The organism is Bartonella vaga (assembly GCF_037070895.1).
Classification (GTDB): Bacteria; Pseudomonadota; Alphaproteobacteria; order Rhizobiales; family Rhizobiaceae; genus Bartonella.
On sequence record NZ_JAYMZK010000004.1, the window covers coordinates 55111 to 79626 of the forward strand.

Annotated in this window: 18 protein-coding genes, 4 tRNA genes and 3 pseudogenes; 11 read left to right on the forward strand and 14 right to left on the reverse strand. The window is 36.4% G+C overall.

From position 1 onward, the window contains the following. Positions 1 to 55: 55 nt before the first annotated feature. From WCP76_RS03835 to WCP76_RS03850, 4 genes are all read right to left on the reverse strand, one after another. Complete coding sequence (locus WCP76_RS03835) at positions 56 to 664, reverse strand: NADH-quinone oxidoreductase subunit C (RefSeq protein ID WP_336294368.1); 609 nt, start codon at positions 662 to 664, stop codon at positions 56 to 58. A 17-nt stretch (positions 665 to 681) separates the two neighbouring features. Continuing rightward, entirely contained in the window at positions 682 to 1263 is a 582-nt protein-coding gene (locus WCP76_RS03840; protein ID WP_336294369.1) for a NuoB/complex I 20 kDa subunit family protein, read from the reverse strand. After that, a complete protein-coding gene (locus WCP76_RS03845; protein WP_336294370.1) occupies positions 1254 to 1619 on the reverse strand; it encodes an NADH-quinone oxidoreductase subunit A in 366 nt (121 codons plus the stop codon). The genes WCP76_RS03840 and WCP76_RS03845 overlap by 10 nt, the downstream gene beginning before the upstream one ends. A gap of 314 nt (positions 1620 to 1933) precedes the next feature. Continuing rightward, positions 1934 to 2010, reverse strand: a tRNA-Asp gene (locus WCP76_RS03850). Between the two features lie 172 nt (positions 2011 to 2182). Between WCP76_RS03850 and WCP76_RS03855 the strand changes: the two genes are divergently transcribed. Continuing rightward, a tRNA-Val gene (locus tag WCP76_RS03855) sits at positions 2183 to 2258 on the forward strand. A 1423-nt stretch (positions 2259 to 3681) separates the two neighbouring features. After that, positions 3682 to 3771: transfer RNA gene (locus WCP76_RS03860), tRNA-Ser, on the forward strand. 150 nt (positions 3772 to 3921) lie between these two features. On the opposite strand, the pseudogene WCP76_RS03865 reads toward WCP76_RS03860, so the two are convergent. Then, a pseudogene (locus WCP76_RS03865) lies at positions 3922 to 4570 on the reverse strand (DNA adenine methylase). Further along, positions 4568 to 5277: pseudogene (locus WCP76_RS03870) on the reverse strand (ParB N-terminal domain-containing protein); the annotation flags it as partial. The pseudogenes WCP76_RS03865 and WCP76_RS03870, both read right to left, overlap by 3 nt. A gap of 5 nt (positions 5278 to 5282) precedes the next feature. Here WCP76_RS03870 and WCP76_RS03875 point away from each other — a divergent pair. The 5 genes and pseudogenes from WCP76_RS03875 to parE form a co-directional block, all read left to right on the forward strand. After that, positions 5283 to 5473 (forward strand): annotated as a pseudogene (locus WCP76_RS03875) (helix-turn-helix domain-containing protein); the annotation flags it as partial. An 832-nt stretch (positions 5474 to 6305) separates the two neighbouring features. Continuing rightward, on the forward strand, positions 6306 to 6950 hold the full coding sequence (locus WCP76_RS03880; protein WP_336294371.1) for a LemA family protein: 645 nt from the start codon (positions 6306 to 6308) through the stop codon (positions 6948 to 6950). Continuing rightward, a complete protein-coding gene (locus tag WCP76_RS03885) occupies positions 6950 to 7804 on the forward strand; it encodes a TPM domain-containing protein (protein WP_336294372.1) in 855 nt (284 codons plus the stop codon). Before WCP76_RS03880 ends, WCP76_RS03885 begins: the two co-directional genes overlap by 1 nt. Positions 7805 to 7951: 147 nt before the next feature. Next, positions 7952 to 8689, forward strand: a complete 738-nt coding sequence (gene lipB, locus WCP76_RS03890) for a lipoyl(octanoyl) transferase LipB (RefSeq protein WP_336294373.1) — start codon at positions 7952 to 7954, stop codon at positions 8687 to 8689. Between the two features lie 83 nt (positions 8690 to 8772). After that, complete coding sequence (parE, locus tag WCP76_RS03895) at positions 8773 to 10830, forward strand: DNA topoisomerase IV subunit B (RefSeq protein WP_336294374.1); 2058 nt, start codon at positions 8773 to 8775, stop codon at positions 10828 to 10830. Between the two features lie 17 nt (positions 10831 to 10847). Here the strand turns inward: parE and recJ are convergent, their stop codons facing one another. Beyond that, entirely contained in the window at positions 10848 to 12632 is a 1785-nt protein-coding gene (gene recJ, locus WCP76_RS03900; protein ID WP_336294375.1) for a single-stranded-DNA-specific exonuclease RecJ, read from the reverse strand. 299 nt (positions 12633 to 12931) lie between these two features. Between recJ and rplM the strand changes: the two genes are divergently transcribed. Together rplM and rpsI are read left to right on the forward strand one after the other, a co-directional pair. Further along, on the forward strand, positions 12932 to 13396 hold the full coding sequence (gene rplM / locus WCP76_RS03905; protein WP_336294376.1) for a 50S ribosomal protein L13: 465 nt from the start codon (positions 12932 to 12934) through the stop codon (positions 13394 to 13396). A 2-nt stretch (positions 13397 to 13398) separates the two neighbouring features. Further along, positions 13399 to 13884 carry a 30S ribosomal protein S9 gene (gene rpsI / locus WCP76_RS03910; RefSeq protein WP_336294377.1) on the forward strand — a complete coding sequence of 162 codons (486 nt, stop codon included), beginning with the start codon at positions 13399 to 13401 and terminating at the stop codon, positions 13882 to 13884. A 131-nt stretch (positions 13885 to 14015) separates the two neighbouring features. Here the strand turns inward: rpsI and WCP76_RS03915 are convergent, their stop codons facing one another. The 4 genes from WCP76_RS03915 to WCP76_RS03930 form a co-directional block, all read right to left on the reverse strand. Then, positions 14016 to 14381, reverse strand: a complete 366-nt coding sequence (locus tag WCP76_RS03915; RefSeq protein ID WP_336294378.1) for a response regulator — start codon at positions 14379 to 14381, stop codon at positions 14016 to 14018. A 601-nt stretch (positions 14382 to 14982) separates the two neighbouring features. Then, positions 14983 to 15216: a hypothetical protein gene (locus tag WCP76_RS03920; RefSeq protein WP_336294379.1), complete on the reverse strand. Its 234-nt coding sequence runs from the start codon at positions 15214 to 15216 to the stop codon at positions 14983 to 14985. A 224-nt stretch (positions 15217 to 15440) separates the two neighbouring features. Continuing rightward, positions 15441 to 16832 (reverse strand): amino acid permease, encoded by a 1392-nt coding sequence (locus tag WCP76_RS03925; protein WP_336294380.1) that lies wholly within the window; start codon positions 16830 to 16832, stop codon positions 15441 to 15443. A 376-nt stretch (positions 16833 to 17208) separates the two neighbouring features. Next, positions 17209 to 17285, reverse strand: a tRNA-Arg gene (locus tag WCP76_RS03930). A 245-nt stretch (positions 17286 to 17530) separates the two neighbouring features. Here WCP76_RS03930 and WCP76_RS03935 point away from each other — a divergent pair. Together WCP76_RS03935 and WCP76_RS03940 are read left to right on the forward strand one after the other, a co-directional pair. Further along, positions 17531 to 18304, forward strand: a complete 774-nt coding sequence (locus tag WCP76_RS03935; protein WP_336294381.1) for an NAD kinase — start codon at positions 17531 to 17533, stop codon at positions 18302 to 18304. A gap of 149 nt (positions 18305 to 18453) precedes the next feature. Continuing rightward, positions 18454 to 19857, forward strand: coding sequence for a DEAD/DEAH box helicase (locus WCP76_RS03940; RefSeq protein ID WP_336294382.1), 1404 nt, complete (start codon positions 18454 to 18456; stop codon positions 19855 to 19857). A gap of 60 nt (positions 19858 to 19917) precedes the next feature. Here WCP76_RS03940 and gltX read toward each other — a convergent pair whose 3' ends face one another. From gltX to WCP76_RS03955, 3 genes are all read right to left on the reverse strand, one after another. Continuing rightward, positions 19918 to 21297: a glutamate--tRNA ligase gene (gene gltX / locus WCP76_RS03945; RefSeq protein ID WP_336294383.1), complete on the reverse strand. Its 1380-nt coding sequence runs from the start codon at positions 21295 to 21297 to the stop codon at positions 19918 to 19920. 12 nt (positions 21298 to 21309) lie between these two features. Beyond that, positions 21310 to 22971, reverse strand: a complete 1662-nt coding sequence (locus WCP76_RS03950) for an NAD+ synthase (protein WP_336294384.1) — start codon at positions 22969 to 22971, stop codon at positions 21310 to 21312. Positions 22972 to 23117: 146 nt separating this feature from the next. Further along, positions 23118 to 24476 (reverse strand): class II 3-deoxy-7-phosphoheptulonate synthase, encoded by a 1359-nt coding sequence (locus tag WCP76_RS03955; RefSeq protein WP_336294385.1) that lies wholly within the window; start codon positions 24474 to 24476, stop codon positions 23118 to 23120. Positions 24477 to 24516 lie beyond the last annotated feature (40 nt).

The window sequence follows — 24516 nt, forward strand, 5'->3', positions numbered from 1 at the left end:
ATCAAATATTTAAGAAGCTTACTACTCCAATACTACGCCCTGCTAGACCCAAATATCATTTTTTACCATCTACTTTTGCATCACAAGGCAAAACATACTGAGCCCCCTCCCAAGGAGAAAGAAAATCAAAACTACGCATTTCCTGTCGTAAAACAACAGGCTCATAAACAACTCTCTTCGCTTCATTATCATAACGACACTCCACAAATCCCGTCACGGGAAAATCTTTGCGTAAAGGATGTCCCTCAAACCCATAATCAGTTAAAATCCGCCTCAAATCCGGATGACCTGAAAATAAAATCCCATACATATCATACGCCTCACGCTCATACCACTCTGCCCCAGGATAAATCGCGCAAGCAGAAGCAACCGGAGTATTTTCATCAGTACGAACCTTAATACGTAATCGTAAATTATGGCGAGGAGATAACAAATGATAAGAAACATCAAAACGTTTATCGCGAGATGGATAATCAACACCACTGATATCGGTAATATTAACAAAAAGGCAACGAGAATCATCACGAACAAACATCAAGACATCTATAATAGTATCAAGACGCGATATAATGGTCAACTCGCCAAAGGCAAAAATAACCTCTTCAAGCTTATCACCTAATTTGTCTTTCAAATAGGTAGAAAGCTCGATTAATGATTCATTCATAACAATAACAAAGCTCCCTATCGTTCTATTGATCCGGTGCGACGGATTTTTTTTTGCAATAACAATATACCGTATAGCAACGCCTCTGCTGTAGGAGGACATCCAGGAACATAAATATCTACAGGAACAATACGGTCGCATCCACGTACCACAGAGTAAGAATAATGATAATACCCACCACCATTTGCGCATGACCCCATAGAAATCACATAACGTGGCTCAGGCATTTGATCATAAACCTTTCTTAAAGCAGGCGCCATTTTATTTGTTAAAGTACCAGCAACTACCATCACATCTGACTGACGGGGAGAAGCGCGTGGTGCGTACCCAAAACGCTCATTATCATAATGAGGCATAGAGCACTGCATCATTTCAACAGCACAACAAGCTAAACCAAAGCTCATCCACATCAAAGAACCAGTACGCGCCCAAGTGATCAAAGCATTTGCGGAAGTAACTAAAAAACCCTTATCTGATAATTCAGCATTAATGTTTTTAAAAAAACTGTCGTCAGAACCTATCAATTCCCCTGTATTGGGATCAATAATCCCTTTTGCTCTTTGGGAAATAACCATCGAATTATTAGATATCAGTCCCATTCAAGAGCTCCTTTTTTCCACTCATATACGAAACCGACAGTTAAAAGTGCTAAAAATAGAAGCATCGACCAAAAACCGAACATACCTATAGAACCCAATGAAACCGCCCAAGGAAAAAGAAAAGCAACTTCAAGATCAAAAATAATAAACAAAATCGAAACTAAATAAAAACGGACATCAAATTTCATACGTGCGTCATCAAATGAATTAAACCCACATTCGTACGCTGATAATTTTTCAGGATCAGGAGAACGGTAGGCTACAATGTAGGGTATAATCAAAAGAACCCCAGTAATAAGCGCCGAAACAACGATAAAAATCAAAACCGGCAAATAAGAGCCCAATAAATGAGTCATAATCTTCTTCCACCTTTTAAAATGGTCTGCACCAATGCAATCACCCCACATTTTAAATCAAACAGAACACATTATAACAACCGCTCTGTTAATTTTTCTTGTACTGCTTCAAGGACATGTCAAATGATGCTTATTAGTATCGGCATAGGTAACGCAGAGCAGAGAAAGACGCAAGTCCTATTCTTATAAACCACGTAAAAAGGAAAAAATTATATTCTGAGAAACGCACTAAATCTAATATTTTTATCTTCACTATTCTGCAGACAAGATGTTTGCACTCAAAAAACAGAAATTTCGTGAATAAACTACAAAAATGGCGCGAGTGACGGGGCTCGAACCCGCGACCTCCGGCGTGACAGGCCAGCACTCTAACCAACTGAGCTACACCCGCGCTTCCTTCGAACCAATTAAATTGGTATAATCGGTCGTGTAAGGGGTTCATCCGTTTATGTCAAGCAAACTTATGCATTTTTTAAAAAAAATCATAAAAGACTATCTTTATTCTTGCGTTTGTAAAAAATTTTCCTTAAAGAACGTCTACTCAATTGCTAATTGTTATAATTGGGCGATTAGCTCAGCTGGTAGAGCGCCTCGTTTACACCGAGGATGTCGGGAGTTCGAGTCTCTCATCGCCCACCATTTTCTTTTTCGTACAATTTGATTTGTGTGCGTTAAGTAAGATAATTGAATTTAAATTAAGGGAACAGGATTTAACGCATCTCATCTCTATAAAGTGCATCCTTTTTCGCCAAGCTTTTCTATCAGCACCTCAAGTTTTTCTAGGTCATCTTGAGAAAAACAAAATTTTTAAAGAACATACTCACAGCTTCGCGACTCAGTAGATTAAAAGGTCTTAGGCAAAAATTAGATTCTTTATCTTACGAAGAGAAGCTGTACCTTGATTTGAGAAGCATATAGTTTAACAATTTTTCCTTCTAGATCAATTTTTGCAAAACTTTTCCAATTTTCATATATATAAAAACTCTGACGACATACTTAATTTTCCTAGTATATCGTAAAAACGTTTTAAGCGATCAACAAGGAATTTGCATAAGATTTCATCGAATCAATATAATTAAGCAGCTCTCCTCTTCTTACTCAAAATGAGACCAGACTACTTGAAAAAGTGATACTATATTCCTTTACAAAATTTAGGTATTTTGATTCAGACGATAAAATTATCAGCTCTGTCGTGTATCTTTGATTACGTAAGAAGTACAATACATCAAATTTTATTTTAGGATACGGATCATATAATCATTAATCTCTATTAAAGATAAATATAAAAAGTGCATTGCTATAATCGAGATACGATGTCTTTTAAATCGCGGTAATCTTATATTTATCAAAAGGTATGCATAATCTCTCTAGCCCTTTTAAAATACAAAGAATCTATACAAAAGAAGGCTTTCCATCTTTACCTATTCAGAAATAAAAAATCTTTGCTCCCATAACATCGAAGTATCAAATGATCCGCAAATTGAAAAACAGTTTTACAATAAGGAAAACCTGAGATGAATGAACCATTCAAACGTACAAACAGCAGCAACATTAAGGGAAAATGATAATATAAATTCATTCATCATGAATGGCTTAAAGTTGTTGAATTTTCTCTGTATTACAATACATGTAGTAACATCTGCAGCACCTGAGCATTTTTATACCAATATGTAATTAAACAGTTTTCCGCTATATTACATCAGAAGGTGAGCTTCTCTAGTTTCTAAAGAAAGATATCAATTTTTTGTTTAATATAATCACAGAAACTTAATTAGAAATCATATGGTTGTGTATAAAATCTAATTTTTATATAATTTATCACAACTGCCCATGGTAGAAAAAACTAAACCAAAAATAAAGAAGAAAATTATTAAAGTAGAGCACTCCGGTTAAGAATTTTTACTGTTCCAGTAAATCAAATGAAATAGCGTTCCGTTATGAACGGCCGCATCAATTTTCATTTTTTAGGCAAGGATTCTCTGCCATAAAATGAAATTATTAATTTAAATACATTTCAATGATTGACCTTTTACGAGAATTTTGTAAGAAAGCGTATTAGTTTGGAGGGGTGGCCGAGCGGTTTAAGGCACCGGTCTTGAAAACCGGCGTGCAGGAGACTGTACCGTGGGTTCGAATCCCACCCCCTCCGCCACTGCACTTTTATCGTGCTATAACTTGTTGATTTTTGTAGCTTGCCACCAGGTTTTGCACCAATTTATTTTTTTTCAAAGAATTTTTAAAGGGCTTTCAAAGGGTCTTCAAAGGGGTTTTAAAGCCCTCTCAAAGAATATTTTTTCTTCTGCTAAAAATCATAATTTGTGATGATTAGTTCTTTAGCTACAGTATTATTTGAAGAGCCACATGTATAAGATGTGCTGACCTCTTTTATATTAAATTGGCTGAAGGTTTTTCGAATCTCTGGCACATCATTTAAAGAAAGAAGAAACTTCCCCTTTAATTGCGAAAGAATCGTTGCCATCACCTGATAATCTTCTCGCTTAAATAAATCTTTTCCGTAGTAATCCTCAACACCCCAATAAGGCGGATCAAGATAAAACAAGATATTTGGTCGATCATAGCGAATCATAAAGTCAGATCAGTTTGACTGTTCAATGCTAACTCCTGCTAAGCGGCAATAAATAAGCTTTAATGATGCTTCAGCCTTAAAATAATTAAATCGCGCACTACGGTCAGTTGAAATGCAAAACGCACGGTTAGCAACTTTGCCGCTAAAGCCTAATTTTTGTAGATATAAAAACCGAACAGCACGCTCTAGATCGGTTTAATCCTTTGGGTCTTGTCGGGAGAGGCGTTGGAACTCCTGACGGCTGCTGATCTGGAACCTTAGCATATCCATAAAGGGCTGATAATGGCGTTGCAACACTCGGAAAATTCACTACATCACCCACACGATTATTAATGACTTCCGCAGCTGATATCAATTTCCTCATGCCTAATAATTGCGTAAAAATACGTTCCTGCTCACTTATTTGGAGCGGCGTATAATGCCATTAACCAAATCAAAGGCACGCCGTAAATCGCTCTCAACCTGCTGTAAAGCAACCGCTACTTTCCGTTGTGCAGATGGCTCCATCTTCACCAGTTTTAGCAATTGTGCTTGATTTGATTATCTGCTAATGCCGTACCACGCAAAATAGACCGCAATTCTGGCTGTAAATGCTGAGCAATACAGTTAAGCCGTTTTACAACATCTTGAGAGAAATCAATGCGATCCGCTACATGTTTAGCAAAAGATAAAGTTCTCCTCTTGCAATCTTCTCCCTCTGTTTGAGAAATAGGTGCAAGTTGCACCAATTTCTCTAAATCTGCACCATCACCGATCAAAGGTGCAACTTGCACCTTTGATTTTCTGTCCCCTCCCCGCTTAATATCTCCATATTTCTTTTCCCATAATTTACGATAAATCTGGAGAAACAACGCACGATTAATCACCGACACAATTCATTCCGAAAAGATTTTCTGCTACCTCTAAAAGTGCGGCACTCTCTTTATCAGCCTTGCACCACAATGGCATCAATTTCACTGTAATTTAAAATCTCAGAAGTGCGTAAGCGATGCTTAGCAGCAATAATGGTATAATCCCCCACTTTGGAATTAAGGGTATGGCGTACTGTATGGGATACATCAATCCTTCTTGTTAGCCTTATGAAAAAGCTTGGTCGCGTAGCTTATACAACCTATCGTGATGCAAAAATTAAATTCCTCCCCCTGAAGATATAGCGTAAATCGCGGCCGAGCTCTTTGGAAAACTGTAGGAGTTTGTCCAAAACATCAAAGATATAGAAGAAGTTGAAGCAACTTTTTCTCTTCTAAAATTGCATTTAAAACGTTAGATCGAAGCTGAAAAAGCACATCTAACAACTACACAAGATACAGCTTAATGTCCCTCCAAAATGAAAAACTGATATGAAAATCTTTTTACATTAAAAAAATTATTTAACTATATGATTTATAATTATATATTGACTATAAAATATAGATAATCACAAATAAGTGAAAATCTTTTTTGCTTTTTTGATCATTTTGGGCTGTTTTTAAAGCAAATTTTACGGTTTGTTTGATTTTTTTCAAAAGGGTTTTCAAAGCCTTCTACTCTTTTTGCTGAAAAATTTTGATTTTTGTAATTTTTGCTCTTTTTTGCAATTTTAGGTGTCAAAATCTAATTTGATAAAAAACGCATTTAATAGTAAAAAATACACATAAAAACAATAAATTATCACATATTCTTAACTCATCCTACCTCTTCCCACTTGGTGCAAAATATACTGTCAAACTACAATCAGTAAAATTTATTTTTATGGATAAGCACTTAATGCTTTCGTTTTAACACACTTTATTTATATTTTACTTATGGAATAAAATTTATAAATTTCATTTTCGTAGCTTTCAAAAGCCATCCAAAACTTTTCTCCTCAATTGTTATCTTGAGAAATAAGCAGTATCTGAATAAAAAGTGGAAAGAGAGTAATCTGCATCAAAAATAATTAATATTTTATAAATTGCTATTACAGTGCAATTATTATTTTAATGTCAAAAACCTAAATAAGATAAAAGCTCATACAGATCTTAATTTATTCAGAAAATGTCTTTCTATAAAATTAAAAATACTTTTCACAAAAAAGATACATCCTATATAACACATAAAATAGCTGTGGAGATATCTTTATGCTAAATATACAAACTGCTTCAATTACATCTGCTTATTCCAAAATTAAAATGTTAAGACAATTTTCAACCACTACTTTCTTGGCAGTTTTAATATTATTTTTAAGTGGCTGCGGATTTAACACGATAGCAATAAACGAAGAAAAAGCACATGCTGCATGGAGTGAAGTGTTGAACCAGTATCAACGCCGTTCTGATCTTATTCCAAATCTCGTAGAAACTGTAAAAGCCTACGCTGCTCATGAACAATCTGTTTTTACGAATGTTATTGAAGCACGTGCTAAAACAACACAAGTAAATGTTAATGCTGATATGTTGAATAATCCGCAAATTATGCGGGAATATCTCAATAATCAAGCAAATTTATCAAGCGCACTTTCACGTCTTATGGCGGTTGTCGAAAACTATCCCGATCTTAAAGCAAATCAGAATTTTCTTGCTCTTCAATCACAATTAGAAGGAACTGAGAATCGTATTTCTGTTGCACGCCGTGATTATATCGAATCAGTACGTATCTACAATACTGCGCTAAAAACAATGCCAACAATGATTTGGGCAAAATTATGGTTTCGTGATGCAAAGCCTATGCCAAATTTTACCATAGAGACCAGTAGCCAAGAAACACCGAAGGTCAATTTTAATTAATGAAACTATTTCGTCACTCCATACAACGCAATATCCTTTCCTGCTTAGTGAATTTTTTAAGCACTTTATATTTGGTCATTGCATTAGGAAGTGTCGCTTACTCGCAGACTAAATTTCCTCCCTTAACTGGCTATGTAAACGATATGGCTCATTTACTTGACAAGGAAACAAAGGAGAATCTAACAAAGAAGTTGGCTGCGCTCGAAAAAAAAACAGGAGATCAAATTGTTATTGTAACTCTTCAGAGCCTTTTAGGAAATGATATAGAGATATATAGTAATTCTCTTTTCCGCGCATGGAAATTAGGTCAAAAAGAGCTCAATAACGGTGTATTACTGGTCATTGCACCAAATGAACGCTCAGTACGTATTGAGGTGGGCTATGGTTTGGAAGGAGAGTTAACAGACGCTATTTCCGCAGTTATTATTAATAACCTCGTGCTTCCAAATTTCCATGAAGGAAATTATCAAAAAGGAATTGCCGAAGCAATTCATGCAATTATTAAGGTAATTACAGAAAGTGAATCTGACTTTTCTTTTAGAATCAAGGAACAAGCTAAAATTATTGAAAAACAACATAAACAAGCTGAAAAAGAAGAAATGCTGACCAATATAGTTATGTTTTTAATCATTTTTATAATGGTTGGTTTACCCATTCTTGCAATGATTTTTGGTAAAAAAGTAGGTCCACAAAAATATCTCTGGATGGGTGTTATTTTCACGCCTTGGTTTTTAAATTTAAATGCTATTGGTAAACGCTCTGGAAGCATTTTTGGTAGTCATTCAAAACGTGGAGGATTCAGAGGTGGTGGTGGTGGATCTTCAGGTGGTGGCGGTGCAACAGGAAGATGGTAGAACGAGTATAGGCTTTTAAGTATAGAGAATTGTATTAAGACAAAATTCATTGCCATATTATTTTAACTTTAATAAACAATTTCAAAGCTTACTCTGTACTTTTTTCTAATTACAGCACAAATCCGAAAACCAGTATCAATATTACTAATGACATTTGAAATGAAACATACTAATCGTAGTAACTTATCACATAACTTTAAAACACTCTCCAGTAATCCACCAGTTGAATGGAAAACAAGCAGTAACTTTGTCGAATATCCTGAAGCACTGCGTTATATGCAAGAGCGTGTAGAAAATATTCTTGCAAAAAACGTGTCTGAACAAATTTGGCTTCTTGAACACCCCTCCCTTTATACAGCCGGTACAAGTACAAATAAAAAGGATCTTTTAGAACCTAATTTGTTTCCCGTTTATGAAGCGGGTCGTGGCGGTGAACTCACATATCATGGCCCGGGACAACGTGTTGTTTATATTATGCTTGATCTTAAACGACGAAAACAAGACATTCGTGCTTTTATTAGTGCATTAGAAGAATGGATCATACAAATGCTTGCAAAATTTAATATTAAAGGTGAGCGTCGCGAAGACCGAGTTGGTGTCTGGGTTCAACACTCTAATTTTTCATCAACACAAGGAAAAAACTTTTCCGAAAATAAGATCGCAGCTATAGGAATTCGCGTACGCAAATGGATAAGTTTTCATGGCATTTCCATCAATGTTAATCCTAACTTAGCGCATTATTCAGGAATTGTTCCTTGTGGAATTGCAAATCATGGCGTAACCAGCTTTTTTGATCTAGGTTTCCCTGTAAGAATGCACGATATTGATATTGCTCTAAAACAAACATTTGAACAAATTTTTGGCCCAACAATTGACGTATCCTAAGTGTGTTGATTTTCAAATGAAAAACAGGCATAAAATTTATTGTAATGAAACATTTATTCTAATGAGGTGGATGATCAAACGCCATGAGCGATAACAGAAAAGATCTTTTTAGTATTTTTAATAGTGCTCAATCTCCAACAAAAACAAAGGAAAAAAATCTACAAACTTCAGAAAGCTTAGAAGCAGTGGCTTCAAAAAAAAATACGAAAGAGGATAACTATAGTGCCCTCTCTATTCGAGTACTTGAGGGCTTAGAACCTGTACGTCTACGGCCTGGGATGTATATCGGTGGGACAGATAGTAGGGCTCTTCATCACTTATTTGCTGAAATTATTGATAATGCTATGGATGAGGCTGTCGCCGGCTATGCAGATTTAATTGATGTATCATTAGATAAAAATGGTTATTTAACGGTTACAGATAACGGACGGGGCATTCCTGTTGAAAATCACCCTCAAATGCCCAACAAATCTACTCTTGAAGTCATTATGACACAACTTCATTCAGGTGGAAAATTTGATAACAAAGTTTATCAAACTGCCGGCGGATTACATGGAGTAGGAATTTCTGTCGTTAATGCTCTTTCTGATGATATGGAAGTTGAAGTAGCACGAGAACGGAAACTTTATCGACAACGTTTTTCACGCGGTATTCCTAAATCTGGATTAGAGGATTTAGGTGATGTTTATAATCGTCGTGGCACACGCGTTCGTTTTCATCCTGATAAAAAAATTTTTGGTGAAAAAGCAGCTTTTGATCCAGAAAAAATTTATAAGATGGCACGCTCCAAGGCTTATCTTTTTGGCGGTGTCAAAATTCGCTGGAATTGCGATTCTACCATACTAGAAGGAAAAAAAAATATTCCCGAAAAAGCCGTTTTTCACTTCCCTGACGGACTTAAAGATTATTTACTCTCATCACTGAAAAATGAATATCGGGTAACATCGGGAATTTTTTCTGGCAAAACAAAACAACCTAACGGCCATGGCTCCGTTGAATGGGCTATCGCTTGGCATAGTGGCAATCCTTGCGTACAGTCTTACTGCAATACTATTCCCACTGGAGAAGGGGGAACACACGAATTAGGACTGCGTCAAGCTCTTTTACGCGGATTAAAATCCTACGCTGAGTTAATAGGAAATAAGCGTGCTGCTATCATTACATCCGATGATATTATGATTTCAACAGCCGCAATATTGTCAGTCTTCATAAAAAATCCTGAATTTGTTGGACAAACAAAAGATCGATTAGCAACAATAGAAGCACAGCGTATCGTTGAGAATGCAATACGTGACCCTTTTGATCATTGGCTGACAAATTCCCCACAAGAGTCAACAAAGCTTCTTGATTGGGTTATTGAACGTGCTGAAGAACGCGTTAAACGACGCCAAGACAAAGAAATAAATCGAAAGACTGCTGTTCGTAAATTACGTTTGCCTGGTAAACTTGCAGATTGTAGCCAAAACTACGCTGCTGGTGCTGAATTATTCATTGTTGAAGGTGATTCTGCCGGTGGTTCCGCTAAACAAGCACGGAACAGAGCGAACCAAGCAATTTTACCTCTTCGTGGAAAAATCTTAAATGTAGCCAGTGCAGCACACGAGAAAATGAACTCAAGTCAGACAATTGGTGATCTTATACTTGCCCTTGGATGTGGCACACGCTCTAAATATCGCGAAAAAGACCTCAGATATGAACGTATTATCATTATGACGGATGCAGATGTTGATGGTGCTCACATTGCCTCACTCCTCATCACCTTCTTTTTTCAGGAGATGCCCGACCTTATTCATAAAGGACATTTATATCTTGCCGTACCTCCCCTTTATAGAATATCGCAAGGAGGAAAAGTCGCTTATGCCCGTGATGATACCCATAAAGATGAATTGCTAAAGACTGAATTTACTGGAAAAGCTAAAATTGAAATTGGGCGTTTCAAAGGACTTGGTGAGATGCGTGCTGAACAACTTAAAGAAACGACTATGCATCCTCAAAAGCGTACATTGCTACGCGTTTCTATTGACACGACAACAATGCAAGAAACTAGAAGTACAGTAGAGAGTTTAATGGGAACAAAACCAGAAGCGCGGTTTCGTTTTATACAAGAAAACTCCACTTTCGCTTCCAATTTAGACATCTAATTTTCAAAAAATCCCTTTCAAATCACCGCAGCTGCATCTATCACGCGCAATTGTGGGCTGATGGTCCCATTCCAATAATTCAAACTAGGATTACCAGCTAAATGGATTATTTCCCCAATATTTTCAGAAAGAAAATCACCAAGAGATGTCCCTACAGCACGGAAAGCTATTCCTTGCAGTTTTTTTCCTTCAATATTGGACATAACAAGGCGCAAGTGCCCTTTACCAACTTCACACAGATTAATTAACCGATGAGAGGGAAGAGCAAAAACAGGTGCATTATTCCCTGAGCCAAATGGCCCAGCTTTTTCAATGGCATCAAAAAGCTCTTTGTTAACACCAGAAGCAGAAAGACAACCATCTATACTAAGGGACTTTTTAGCACGTAATTGTGAAACCATTAAAGAGACTTTTTCGTCAAACCACTCTCGAAAAGCTTCAATTTTTGTCGATTGAATTGTAATCCCTGCTGCCATACTATGCCCCCCACCCTTTTCTAATAAATTTAATATAACAGCTTCGCGAACAAGTGCTCCTAAATCTATGCCACTAATTGAGCGTCCAGATCCGACACCACTTCCATCTTCTTTCAAAGCAATTGCAAAAACAGGACAAAAAAAACGCTCTTTTAAGCGGGATGCAAGAATACCAACGATTCCTGGATGCCATTCTTTCTGAGCAATCACAAGTGACAGTGGTGTTGCTTGGTCCTGATAAAGAAAATCAATATAAGATTCTGCTTGTGCTAATTGAATGCCCTCTATTTCTTGTCGTTCTTGATTAAGTTGATCCAATTGTTTTGCTATTCTGTCAGCCTCATCTTTATCATCACAGCTGAGCAAACGCGCTCCCAAAGCTTGGTCACCAATACGCCCTCCTGCATTAATTCTAGGACCTAACAAGAACCCTAAGTGAAAACTATTAAGCGGCTCACCTATGCGAGAAACTTTTGTTAAAGCCGTTATTCCATGATTACACATAGAACGAGCAACTTGAAGCCCTTTAACCACAAAAGCACGATTAATACCTTGTAGCGGCACAACATCACATATGGTTGCCAATGCAACAAGATCAAGCATACTTAAAAGATCAGGAAGCTTCCCTCCAAATTGCTTCTTTCGCAATAAATTATTAACCCATACCAACGTAATAAAAACAACACCAGCAGCACATAAATGACCTTGCCCAGAAAAATCATCAGGGCGATTAGGATTGACAAGAGCAACAGCTTCTTGATGGACATCTGACATTTGGTGGTGATCTAAAATCACAACATCAGCCCCCGCATATTTTACTGCTTTGACTGCATCTTGACTGTTTGCACCACAATCAACCGTAATAATCAAATGGGCACCTTCTTGCACTAACATCCTCATTGCTTGTTCATTCGGACCATACCCTTCAACAATACGATCAGGAATATAAATTTTTACTTCAATGCCAAAATAACGAAGAAAGCGTGCTACGAGTGCTGATGAACAAGCACCGTCAACGTCGTAATCACCAAAAACTGCAACCTTCTCTTGATTCAAAATAGCCTTGACAATGCGCTCTGCTGCACATTGCATATCCGTAAAACTTTCTGGATTAGGCATTAAAGTACGCAACGTTGGATTGATAAAAGCAACAGCCTCAGATTCATCCACATCTCTTGCAGAGAGAACGCGAGCTAATGCATCTGGAAAACCAAATTTTTGAGAAATAGCGAGCGCATTATTTACTCCTTGAATATCAAGAGCATCTAACCAAGCTTGACCACAAGCAGAAGATTCAACATTGAGAAAATAACGGGATTGCTTCATTCCCACTTGTTCTACAACAAATGACAACAAAATACAATCTGAGAGTTAAAGACAAAAATACTCTTTAGTAGCATCCACTTTGGCTTAAAATATGTATAGGCATCTTTGATGATGATGTAGTACTATAATACCGCAATTATAACATATTGTTTTATAAGTTTTTATTTTTTCTTGACGTAAATAAAAAGACATTATATCAGAGTAGGTAATACGTGTTAAATGTTTCTTTATGGCAACAATTTTTAACGCAAAAATAAAAAATTCCCTCATTATAAAGGGTCTCAATAAAGGATACTTCTATGGCAACTTTTTCACAAAAGCCAACTGAAGTGGTGAAAAAATGGGTTATTATTGACGCAGAGAACCTTGTGTTGGGTCGTCTTGCCACATTTATTGCTAACCGCTTACGTGGAAAACATAAAGCTACATTTACTCCACATGTCGATGATGGTGACAATGTTATCGTGATCAATGCAAACAAAATCTTTCTTACCGGAAAGAAATATACAGATAAAAAATATTATTGGCATACCGGCTATATTGGTGGCATTAAAGAGCGTACAGCGCGTCAAATTCTTGAAGGCCGTTTCCCTGAGCGCGTTGTTGAAAAAGCTGTAGAACGAATGATTCCTCGTGGACCACTTGGCCGTCGCCAGTTAAAGAATCTACGTGTTTATGCTGGGAACCAACACCCACATGCTGCACAACAGCCTGAAGCTCTTGACGTTGGTGCTTTCAACCGCAAAAACAAAAGGATTTCTTAATTATGGCTGAAGTTAATTCTCTTTCTGAGCTTAGCATGGTAGCAACTGCTACAGAAGCTAATGAAAATCTCGCTCCTATCCACGTGCAAAAACTTGATTCACTAGGGCGTGCCTATGCAACAGGAAAACGTAAAGATGCCGTTGCTCGAGTATGGATCAAACTAGGATCTGGAAAAATTACCATTAATAATAAGGAATATGATAAATATTTTGCCCGTCCTGTTCTTAGAATGATCCTTCGTCAGCCAATCGTAGCAACAAATAGGGATACCCAGTTTGATATTATTGCAACTGTTTCTGGTGGTGGTCTTTCTGGACAAGCCGGGGCAGTACGTCATGGTATTTCCAAAGCTTTAACCTATTACGAGCCAGAGCTTCGTAAAATCTTGAAAAAAGGGGGATTTTTGACCCGTGATAGCCGTGTTGTTGAACGTAAAAAATACGGTAAAGCAAAAGCACGCCGTTCTTTTCAATTTTCAAAGCGTTAATTTCAGTCTTTGCGCAACACACAGAGCTCCGTTTTCAACGGAGCTTTTTTGTAATATAATTACAATTATTGCATTAATTTTCCAGTGTTTTTCCCTACTATCACTTAGTAAAGATTCAATTTTAAAGTGCTTTACTCCAAAAAATTTCTTACCATTGTAATAAAATGAGGAACAGAAATAGGTTTTGACATATATTCTTCACACCCACTTGCACGAATGCGTTCTTCATCCCCTTTCATAGCAAATGCAGTTACAGCAACAACAGGGATGGATTTAAGTTTTTCATCCTTTTTTAATTGTTTAATGACATCTATTCCTGATACCTCTGGCAACTGTATATCTACAAGGATAAGAGAAGGCATTGATGAACGTGCTAAATCTAATGCAATGAGACCATTACGTGTTTCAACTGTTTCATAGCCACTTGCCTCTACAAGATCACGGAATAATTTCATATTAAGTTCATTATCTTCCACGATCATGACTTTTTTTGACATCAAAATAACTCCGCACTTAGTCTAAAAAAACAGATAAATGAAACTAACACACATTACCTTTTAACAAAAATAAAACGATAAAAAAGTATAAATAACACATAAATTCAATAACTCCTGGTAAATGCAATTATTGACAACCACTCGTAGCACTAATCGTTATATTTTCAGTTTACCAGAATAAAATCCTTAATAACTGTAAGGTTGTACCATCACATATTTTAAAATTATTATGTAAGGTTTTTAGATATCCAAATTAATTCTTCGCTTTTTTAGTGTATCAAAGATATAAATCGTTGGAATTGGCTCAAACACAGAATTTTAAATAAAAAAATCAATAAAATCATTATATTAAGTAATGTTTACTAATATAAAATTTTAGAAAAAAAGTACAATACATTGATTATATTTATTTTTATAAGAAACTAATATAAAAATAAATATAATTCTAAAAGTTCTCAAAAACATTAATACTAAAAGAATTTTTAAAGCAATTGTAATGCTTTTCACTTTTATTTTTCCCCAGTAAAAACAAAAATTCTCAGGTTTAACTTTTAAAACGATAACGCAGTCCATCAAAGAAACGGATCTAGAAAGGGCAGCCTTAATGAAACTTATACTGATGAACTAAGTAACTGTGAAGTATAATTTTTTTAGATAATTGCAAAGTGGCATCAAAACCAACTTTTAAGAAAAAATCAAATTGGAAATAATTTTTAAAATGCACAAATTGTTTTCCTCCCCAATAATTAGTAAGATAAACCTTATCGTAAAAAGAAACACTACAATCTTTTTCAGATGCTGCAAATGCTTTTGTTACACGTCTACCAACACGCACTAACCATTATCAGTCTTTTTTATCTCAATATCGAATCCGTCAATATCATAAACCTTACTAATCTGATCACACACTCATGAATTTATACAAAATCACCTATAAGAAGGAGCTATATTATCAAGGGAAAATATACTAATTGCCCGCTACATTTTGAAATGTGCTTACAAAGGAACTATTATCGGGCATCCTTCTACCTTAAAATCATTCATCTTTGTATTTCTAACTTAATATTTATTCTTATTCCGGTATATTATATTTTTTGAATTATAAAGTTTAAGTACATAGAAGACAATAACAAGTCCTGTAATCCAACTAGCACCTACGATTAATACCGGCCGCGTATCATCAAAAGACCATAACAAAATAAAAATAAACCCCATAAATAAAATAGAAAAAATTGATCCTATTGGCCAAAACGGAACAGGAAATTTTATACTACAGTGTCGCTCTTTAGAAATTTTAAAACGCATACAAACTTGCGAAAATAGAATCATCATCCAAACAAAAACTGTTGCAAATGTTGCCATTGCTGCAATGAGAAAAAAAAGCCGCTCATGATAAAAATAATTGAGGATAACGCCAAGAAGAAAAATGCAAAAAATCAATAAAATAACAAAAATTGGTATGCCGTTTTTTGATAAATATTGAAACTTTTTAAACGCATAACCTTCTTGCGATAACCCATGTATCATGCGACCAGCACCATACATTGCACTATTCATTGCAGAAATAGCTGCTGTAACGACAACGATATTTAAAATATTAGCTGCTGATGAAATCCTAAGACTCTCAAATATGGCAACGAACGGACTATCCATAAGACCAATTTTATTCCAAGGATAAAGTGACATCAAAATGGCTAAGGTCATGACGTAAAAGAGCAAAATACGAATTGGAACAGAATTAATTGCTCTTGAGATGGTTTTATGAGGATCCTGTATCTCCATCGCTGCCATCCCGATAATTTCTATGCCACCAAAAGCAAAAACAACAACACTAAAGCAAGCTAGAAAACCAAACCAACCATTGGGAAAAACACCACCATTTTTCCACAAATTATGAACACCAACAGCCGAAAAAACTGTACTTTCCTCCCAACTATACAAAATAATTGCTATTCCTAAAACGATCATAGAAATGATAGCAATAATTTTGATAGAAGATAACCAAAACTCTAGCTCACCATATATTTCTACTGCTGCCAAATTAATTCCAGTGATAATCAGTGTAATGCTGAGTGCCCATATCCAAGGAGCAACATCAGGATACCAAAATCCCATATAAGTCGCAAAAGCCGTGATATCAGCTAAACCAACAAGAACCATCTCAAAAACATATGTCCATCCTGTTAAAAAACCAGCCAACGGAGAAATATATTTTGCAGCATAACGAGCAAAAGAACCAGGCAGTGGATTATGAACAATCATCTCACCGAGAGCCCGCATAACCATAAAAATAGCTAAACCAGCAATACAGTAAGCAATCAAAACACTCGGTCCAGCCAATCTAATCGCTTGAGCAGATCCGTAAAAAAAACCCGTTCCAATAGCAGATCCAATGGCTAAAAAGATAACTTGGCGCTTACTCATACCTTGTTTAAGTTCATTTGTTACCATTTCTTTTCTTCTTTAATACAAAGTCAACTAAAACATAGCTACACACAAAACCGGTTTCATGATGAACACAAGCTCACATTTTTCTTCTGAAAATATATTTTAAAAAGCATAGAACAATAGCTAGTCAGACATTCTGCCCTAGACAATAAAAAATATTTTTTGTGAATTACTCAGCTTGTTTAAATTAAATGCTAATGTAATTTTTGCTAATTGTCATTTAATTCATTTTTAAATTTTTTACTTTTTGCAGAAAAAATATAGAGATATTTGAGATAAACACGTTGAGATTTTTGCTGGAGCTCTGGGAAGAGCCTATATTATTTTTTAGTACACAGCACTATCGGCAATTAATGATACGAGACAAAATTAAAAAGCCTGGTGCACCCGACAGAATTCGAATCTGTGACCTCTGCCTTCGGAGGGCAGCGCTCTATCCAGCTGAGCTACGGGTGCTTACAACTAAACTGTGTTCTTTTAACTGATCATACTCTCGGCTTCAATGATGAATTATCATTATTAAGAAATAATACCCACTTATAGTTTATATTGCTATACAATCTTTTTATATTATCATTCCATAATACATTTACTTAAATAGACTACTCTTCATGCATAATCTCTTAATTCTTACACAAGTGGTTTTTATATACAGCTTAAAAACTCTAAAAAATAAGTTGTTAATATCAGGATAGCTCTTAATGATTACATTAGCAAATCGCTTTCATTTTATTTCCGCACAAACTGAAGAAGCCATGAAAGCTACAAAAAAATTAATTTCCATTTACGGACATTTTCCTCTTGAAAAAACCGATGTGGTTATTGCAATTGGTGGTGACGGAACAATGTTACAAACAGTGCGTGATGTTATGAACATCGGAAAACCTATCTATGGTATGAATCAAGGTTCTATAGGTTTCCTTATGAATGAATTTCACGAACAAGAATTGCCAAATCGTATTGCCATCGCACACAAAAAAGAAATTCATCCTTTACGTATGATTGCAAAAGTAGAATCTCAGGAACATATTGAAGCACTTGCCATAAACGAAGTATCTCTATTTCGTCAATCTTATCAAGCAGCCAAAATCCGTATCAGCATTGATGGTAACATACGCATGGAGCAATTAATTTGCGATGGTATTCTTGTTGCTACACCAGCGGGCTCAACCGCATATAATCTGTCAGCACATGGGCCTATTTTGCCTCTTATGGCTCCTCTTATGGCACTCACTCCTGTTAGTCCTTTTCGCCCTAGGCGCTGGCACGGAGCATTACTTCCCAATACGGCAACAATACGCTTTGATATGCTCGAATCTGACAAACGCCCTGTAAATGCCGCAGCCGATAATGTTGAAGTTAAATCTGTCAAGTCAGTTACTATTTCAACAGCAACAGAAGTAACAGCTACAATCCTTTTTGACTCTAATCATTCATGGGATGAGCGTATTTTATCAGAACAATTTCGATATTAATTGTTGTATTATGCTTTCTATGTATATATGGCTGTTATAGTTGACTTTTTTATGAATGCACCTTAATCCTCTCAAATAGTGTAGAATACCTTAATCTTGCAAATAGTCCGGATAGAGAAATTAAAATCGCAGAGCAATTGATAGATAGAATGATAGAACCTCTAAACAGTTTTGATGATCTAGGTCTTTCCACGAAGGTTATGAAAGCAGTAAAGTCAGCGGGATATACAGCTCCAACACCTATTCAGAGTGGGACGATTCCGCACGTACTTCAAAGAAAAGACGTTCTAGGAATCGCTCAAACAGGAACGGGAAAAACAGCCTCTTTTGTTTTGCCCATGCTCACACTACTTGAAAAGGGTCGAGCAAGGGCAAGGATGCCTCGCACTCTTATATTAGAACCAACCCGGGAACTTGCAGCTCAAGTTGAAGAAAATTTCGATAAATATGGAATGAACCATCGTTTAAATGTTGCACTCTTAATTGGTGGTGTTTCTTTTGAACAACAAGATCGTAAACTTGAGCGAGGGGCTGATGTTCTTATAGCAACGCCAGGGCGTCTTCTTGATCATTTTGAACGTGGTAAATTGCTCTTAATGGGGGTTGAAATTCTTGTTATTGATGAAGCAGATCGCATGTTGGATATGGGATTTATTCCCGATATTGAACGTATCTGTAAATTAACCCCCTTTACGCGTCAAACTTTATTCTTTTCTGCAACAATGGCGCCAGAAATCACAAAACTAACAAAGCAATTTCTACATTCTCCTGTATCTGTGGAAGTGACAAAAGCATCCTCAACAGCCACAACAATTACACAGCGACTCGTCAAATCTAAGGATAAATCATGGGACAAAAGAGCAGTTTTAAGAGAACTTATTCACAATGAAGGTGATCAACTTAAAAATGCTATTATTTTTTGTAATCGGAAAAGAGACATTTCTGAACTTTTTAGATCACTCGTCCGACATAATTTTAGTGTAGGTGCACTTCATGGGGATATGGATCAGTATTCGCGAATGAACACACTAGCTAATTTTAAAAATAATAAACTCAAACTTCTTGTTGCCTCTGATGTTGCAGCCCGTGGGCTTGATATCCCAGATGTAAGCCATGTTTTCAATTATGATGTTCCTACGCATGCTGAAGACTACATTCATCGAATTGGTCGTACAGGACGTGCAAATCGTAGCGGAAAAGCTTTTACAATTGTCACAGAAGCTGAAAAAAAATATATCAGCGCCATTGAAGAAATCAGCAATGAAAAAATCAAATGGCTCAACGGAGATCTCTCTACTTTAACGATTGATGATCAAGAAGGTGACATCCTTTTAAAGAAAAAGTCTCCAAAATTGTTAAAGAACACCACTCAAAAAAAGCGTATTGTCCAAACTAAAAAATCGTTAAAAGATGATAAGGTAGATTACGTTCAAACTAAGAATAATAATGCAAAACTACCTGAACAACATCGCACTCAAAAAAATAAAAACTCTACTCCCATTGGATTTGGCGATGATATCCCAGCATTTATGCTCATAAAAATCCGCAGTTAAACTAGGAGCTTACTATCTTTAATAGTGCAAAAACAAAAAAGTGCTTTGAAAAAGCTATCCTTATTCCCCTTGGATAGCCAATCTTTTTATTACTTTCTCTCGCCCTAAAAGCTGCAAAAATTTTCCCATTTCTGGCCCATGATCCATTCCGGTAAGCGCCTGACGCAACGGCATAAACAAAGCTCTCCCACTACGACCTGTTTCCTTTTTTAATGTCTTCGTCCAAATTTTCCAACTTTCATCATTCAGTACACCGTCCGGTAAAAAATGGATAGATTGCTTTACAAATGTACGGTCTTCAAGCGCCACTGTATCAAAATTTTGTTCATCATGAATAATTTTCCACCACAGAATAGCATCAGTTACTTTATTAATATTGCCTCTTATCGCATTCCAAAAACACTCCGCCTTTTCTCCATCAATAGAAAGACTGTTCAATCGCGTCTTAACTTCTGCATAGGTTAACTCATGAACAAGATGACTATTCAAACTGAAAAGATCATCAATATCAAATTTTGCAACTGATCTTGATGTATCTTGCAGATTAAAATGCTCTAAAAGCGCTGCTTGATTAGGATAAGAATGTACATTTTTCGATGTCCCAATTAAAACTGCAAAGCATTGAACAGCCATAGATTCCAATCCTTCCTCCCGTAAAAAACGGATAGAAAGATCATTGTTACGTTTTGAAAGTCCTTTTCCTGAAGCTGTAGTCAATAAATTGATATGCCCAAAAACCGGTAACTTTGCATTAAGAGCTTTAAAAAGGGCTATCTGAGCGCCTGTATTTGTAATATGATCATCCCCACGAATAATATGTGTAATAGCCATATCTATATCATCAACTACAGATGGCAACGTATAAAGGTAGCTGCCATCTTCACGAATTAAAACAGGATCTGAAAGAGAAGACAAATCAATCGTCTGCTTTCCCTTTACTGCATCATTCCAGCAAATCTCCGTTCGCTTTTTTTGCAAAGGATCATTCGCAAAATTAGGAAGAAGAAAACGCCAATGAGGCTTACGACCTTGCGATTCAAATGCTTTTTTATCTTCTAATGTCAGTTTCAATGCGGAGCGGTCATAAATAGGAGGTAATTTGCGAGAAAGTTGGATTTTACGACGTCTATCTAATTCTTCCGCGGTTTCATAACAAGGATAAAGAAGACCACATCGTTTGAGAGTCTCGGCGACTTCATCATATCGACTAAACCGTTTAGATTGATAATAAAGCTCATCTGGTTTTATACCAAGCCACTCAAGATCAATCCCAATAGCATCAATATATTCCTGTTTAGAACGTTCAACATCTGTATCATCGTAGCGCAAAATAAATTTTCCATTATGTGCTTGCGCATAAAGCCAGTTGAACAGGGCAATACGAACATTGCCAATATGAATATAACCTGTTGGAGAAGGCGCAAAACGAACTTTTAACATAAAAAATAATACTCAATTCTTATCGCGAAAATGATTGACAATAGGATAACGACGATCACGACCGAAGTTTTTGCAACTGATTTTTACACCTGGGGCAGACTGTCGCCTTTTGTATTCGGCTACATAAAGAAGATTCTCAATTTTCTCAACCGTTTCTCGTAAATACCCACGCTTAACAATATCACACACACTCATGTCATTTTCGATAAGAGATTGCAAAACACCATCTAGAACAGGATAAGGAGGTAAAGAATCTTCATCTTTTTGATTTTCACGAAGCTCTGCAGAAGGCGCTTTTTTTATAATATTTGACGGAATCACAATTCCTTCCGGTCCCATCAAATTGTGCAAGTGGTTTTTATTGCGCCACTCTGCCAATGCATAAACCTGCATTTTATAAATATCTTTCAAGGGATTAAATCCTCCATTCATATCACCATAAAGTGTTGCATATCCTACAGCCATTTCAGACTTATTCCCTGTTGTTATCACCATTGAACCAAATTTATTTGAAAGAGCCATTAAAATAGTCCCGCGTATACGGCTTTGAAGATTTTCTTCTGTAATATCAGGTAACAGCCCTAAAAAAACAGACGACATTGTATTCAAAAAAGCTTCAACAGATTGCATAATCGGTATTACTTTATAATGACATCCTAAAAGATGTGCACACTCTTTAGCATCTTGCAGTGATTCTTGTGAAGTATAATGATAAGGCATCATTACGGTGTGAACCCTCTCAGCACCAAGAGCATCCACTGCCATTGCTGTAGAAAGAGCTGAATCAATCCCTCCTGAAAGACCGAGAATAACATCCTTAAAGCCATTTTTATTGACGTAATCTCTTAAACCCACAACACAGGCTTGATAATCAGCAGCTAACCCCTCAAGAAGATTTTCATCTGAACCAGAAACACATTGCCATCCAGTTATTTTTCTCTGCCAATGACTTAAAGCAATATGGCTTTCGAAATGTTTCATTTGGAACACTATTTTGCCTTGCCCATTTACCGCAAAAGATCCTCCATCAAAAACGAGCTCATCCTGCCCACCAACTTGATTAGCATAAATAATAGGCATGCCAGATTGAAGAGCTTGTTCACGAACAACTTCTATACGTTTTCGTGTTTTGCTACGACAATATGGGGATCCATTCAAGACAAGGAGAATCTCGGCCCCTTTATTTCCAAGTTCAGTGCAAAGAAAAGAATCATTCCAAATGTCTTCACAAATAACTATTCCTAAACTTACCCCATGATAAACGATCGGCTCAGGGCGTGGACCGGGAGAAAATAGTCTTTTTTCATCAAACTCGGCATAATTAGGTAAATCAAACTTCAAGCTTTCAGCAATTATTCGTCCTTCATCAAGAAGCATAACAGCATTATAAATGTTATTATTACGACTTAGCGGAACACCAATTACGATTCCTGGTCCCCCTAATGTTATCTTTGCTAATTTCTTAACAGCATCCTCACATGTTTTTGTAAAAGAAGATTTAAGAACAAGATCTTCTGGCGGATAAGCACTTATAAAAAGCTCAGTAAATAAAACAAGATCAGCACCTTCTGCTTTAGCTTTTTGATGCGCCATTACTGCAAGAGAGAAGTTTCCCTCAATATCACCAACTGTAGGATTTAATTGGGCAACTGTTACCCGAAAATCATTTTTCATAAGCCTTTGTATCATTTCATAAGTTTAGTAACCAAGACTTTATTTTATTTATTAAAAACATTTCTTTCTTAAGGAATTCTCTTCTTTCATGAACACCTAACATAAAAAAATGTCATGCACCTTTTTATCTAACCATTCGCTAGGAACTAATGAATTAATTCACGATTTTTTTTAAGAAGTTCAGCAACAAGAAAAGCTAATTCTAACGCTTGATCTGCATTTAATCGCGGATCACACTGTGTATGATAACGATGAGACAAATCCTCTACAGAAATAGCATGCGCCCCCCCCATACATTCTGTTACATCACGACCTGTCATTTCAATGTGAATACCTCCTGGATAAGTTCCCTCTTCACAATGCACTGAAAAAAAATTTTCGACTTCCTTTAAAACATAATCAAAGGGACGCGTTTTATAGCCATTTACAGTAATCGTATTACCGTGCATTGGATCACAAGACCATATAACTTTACGCTTTTCACGTTCAACTGCATGGATCAATTTTGGAAGATAATTTTCTACTTTATCATAACCGAAACGCGTAATAAGCGTTAACCGTCCTGGCTCATTTTCAGGGTTTAGAATATCAATCAAGCTCAAAAGCTCATCAGGTTCAATAGAAGGACCACACTTCAGCCCGATAGGATTTTTAATGCCGCGGCAATATTCAACGTGAGCATGATCAATCTGACGTGTACGATCACCAATCCATAACATATGGCCAGAGGTTGCATACCAATCTCCAGAAGTTGAATCAATTCGCGTCAAAGCTTCTTCATAATCAAGCAAAAGTGCTTCATGACTGGTATAAAAAGATGTTTCACGTAATGAAAAATTCGTTTTAGACGTAATCCCTATGGAACGCATAAAATCTATAGCTTCAGAAATACGCTCTGCCAACAGCTTATAACGCTCACCCTGCGGGCTGTTAGAAATGAAACTTAACATCCATGCATGAACATTTTCTAAACTAGCATACCCCCCTTGTGAAAAAGCACGCAACAGATTTAATGTTGCTGCAGATTGACGATAAGCCATAGACATCCGTTGTGGATCAGGAATACGAGAATTTATATCAAACTCAATGCCATTAATGATATCCCCCCTATAAGAAGGAAGTTCAACCCCTTCTTTGCTTTCCATCTCAGAGGAGCGTGGTTTTGCAAACTGGCCAGCAATACGACCGATTTTAACAACTGGTTTAGAACTACCAAAAGTTAAAACAATCGCCATTTGCAAAAATACACGAAAAAAATCACGGATATTATCGGCTCCATGTTCTGCAAAGCTTTCTGCACAATCTCCACCTTGCAATAAAAAAGCCTGGCCCTGTGCAACAGCTGCCAATTCGTTTTTTAAATTACGTGCTTCACCTGCAAAAACCAAAGGAGGATAGCTACGTAGCTTTCGTTCAACATCTGCTAATACAGTTTTATCCGGGTAAGTCGGAAGTTGTTTAATTGGTCTTGCTCTCCAAGAGTCAGGCATCCACTCTTTTATCATTACACTCTCTCCAGAGAGTGAAACTCACAGCTTGTTATAG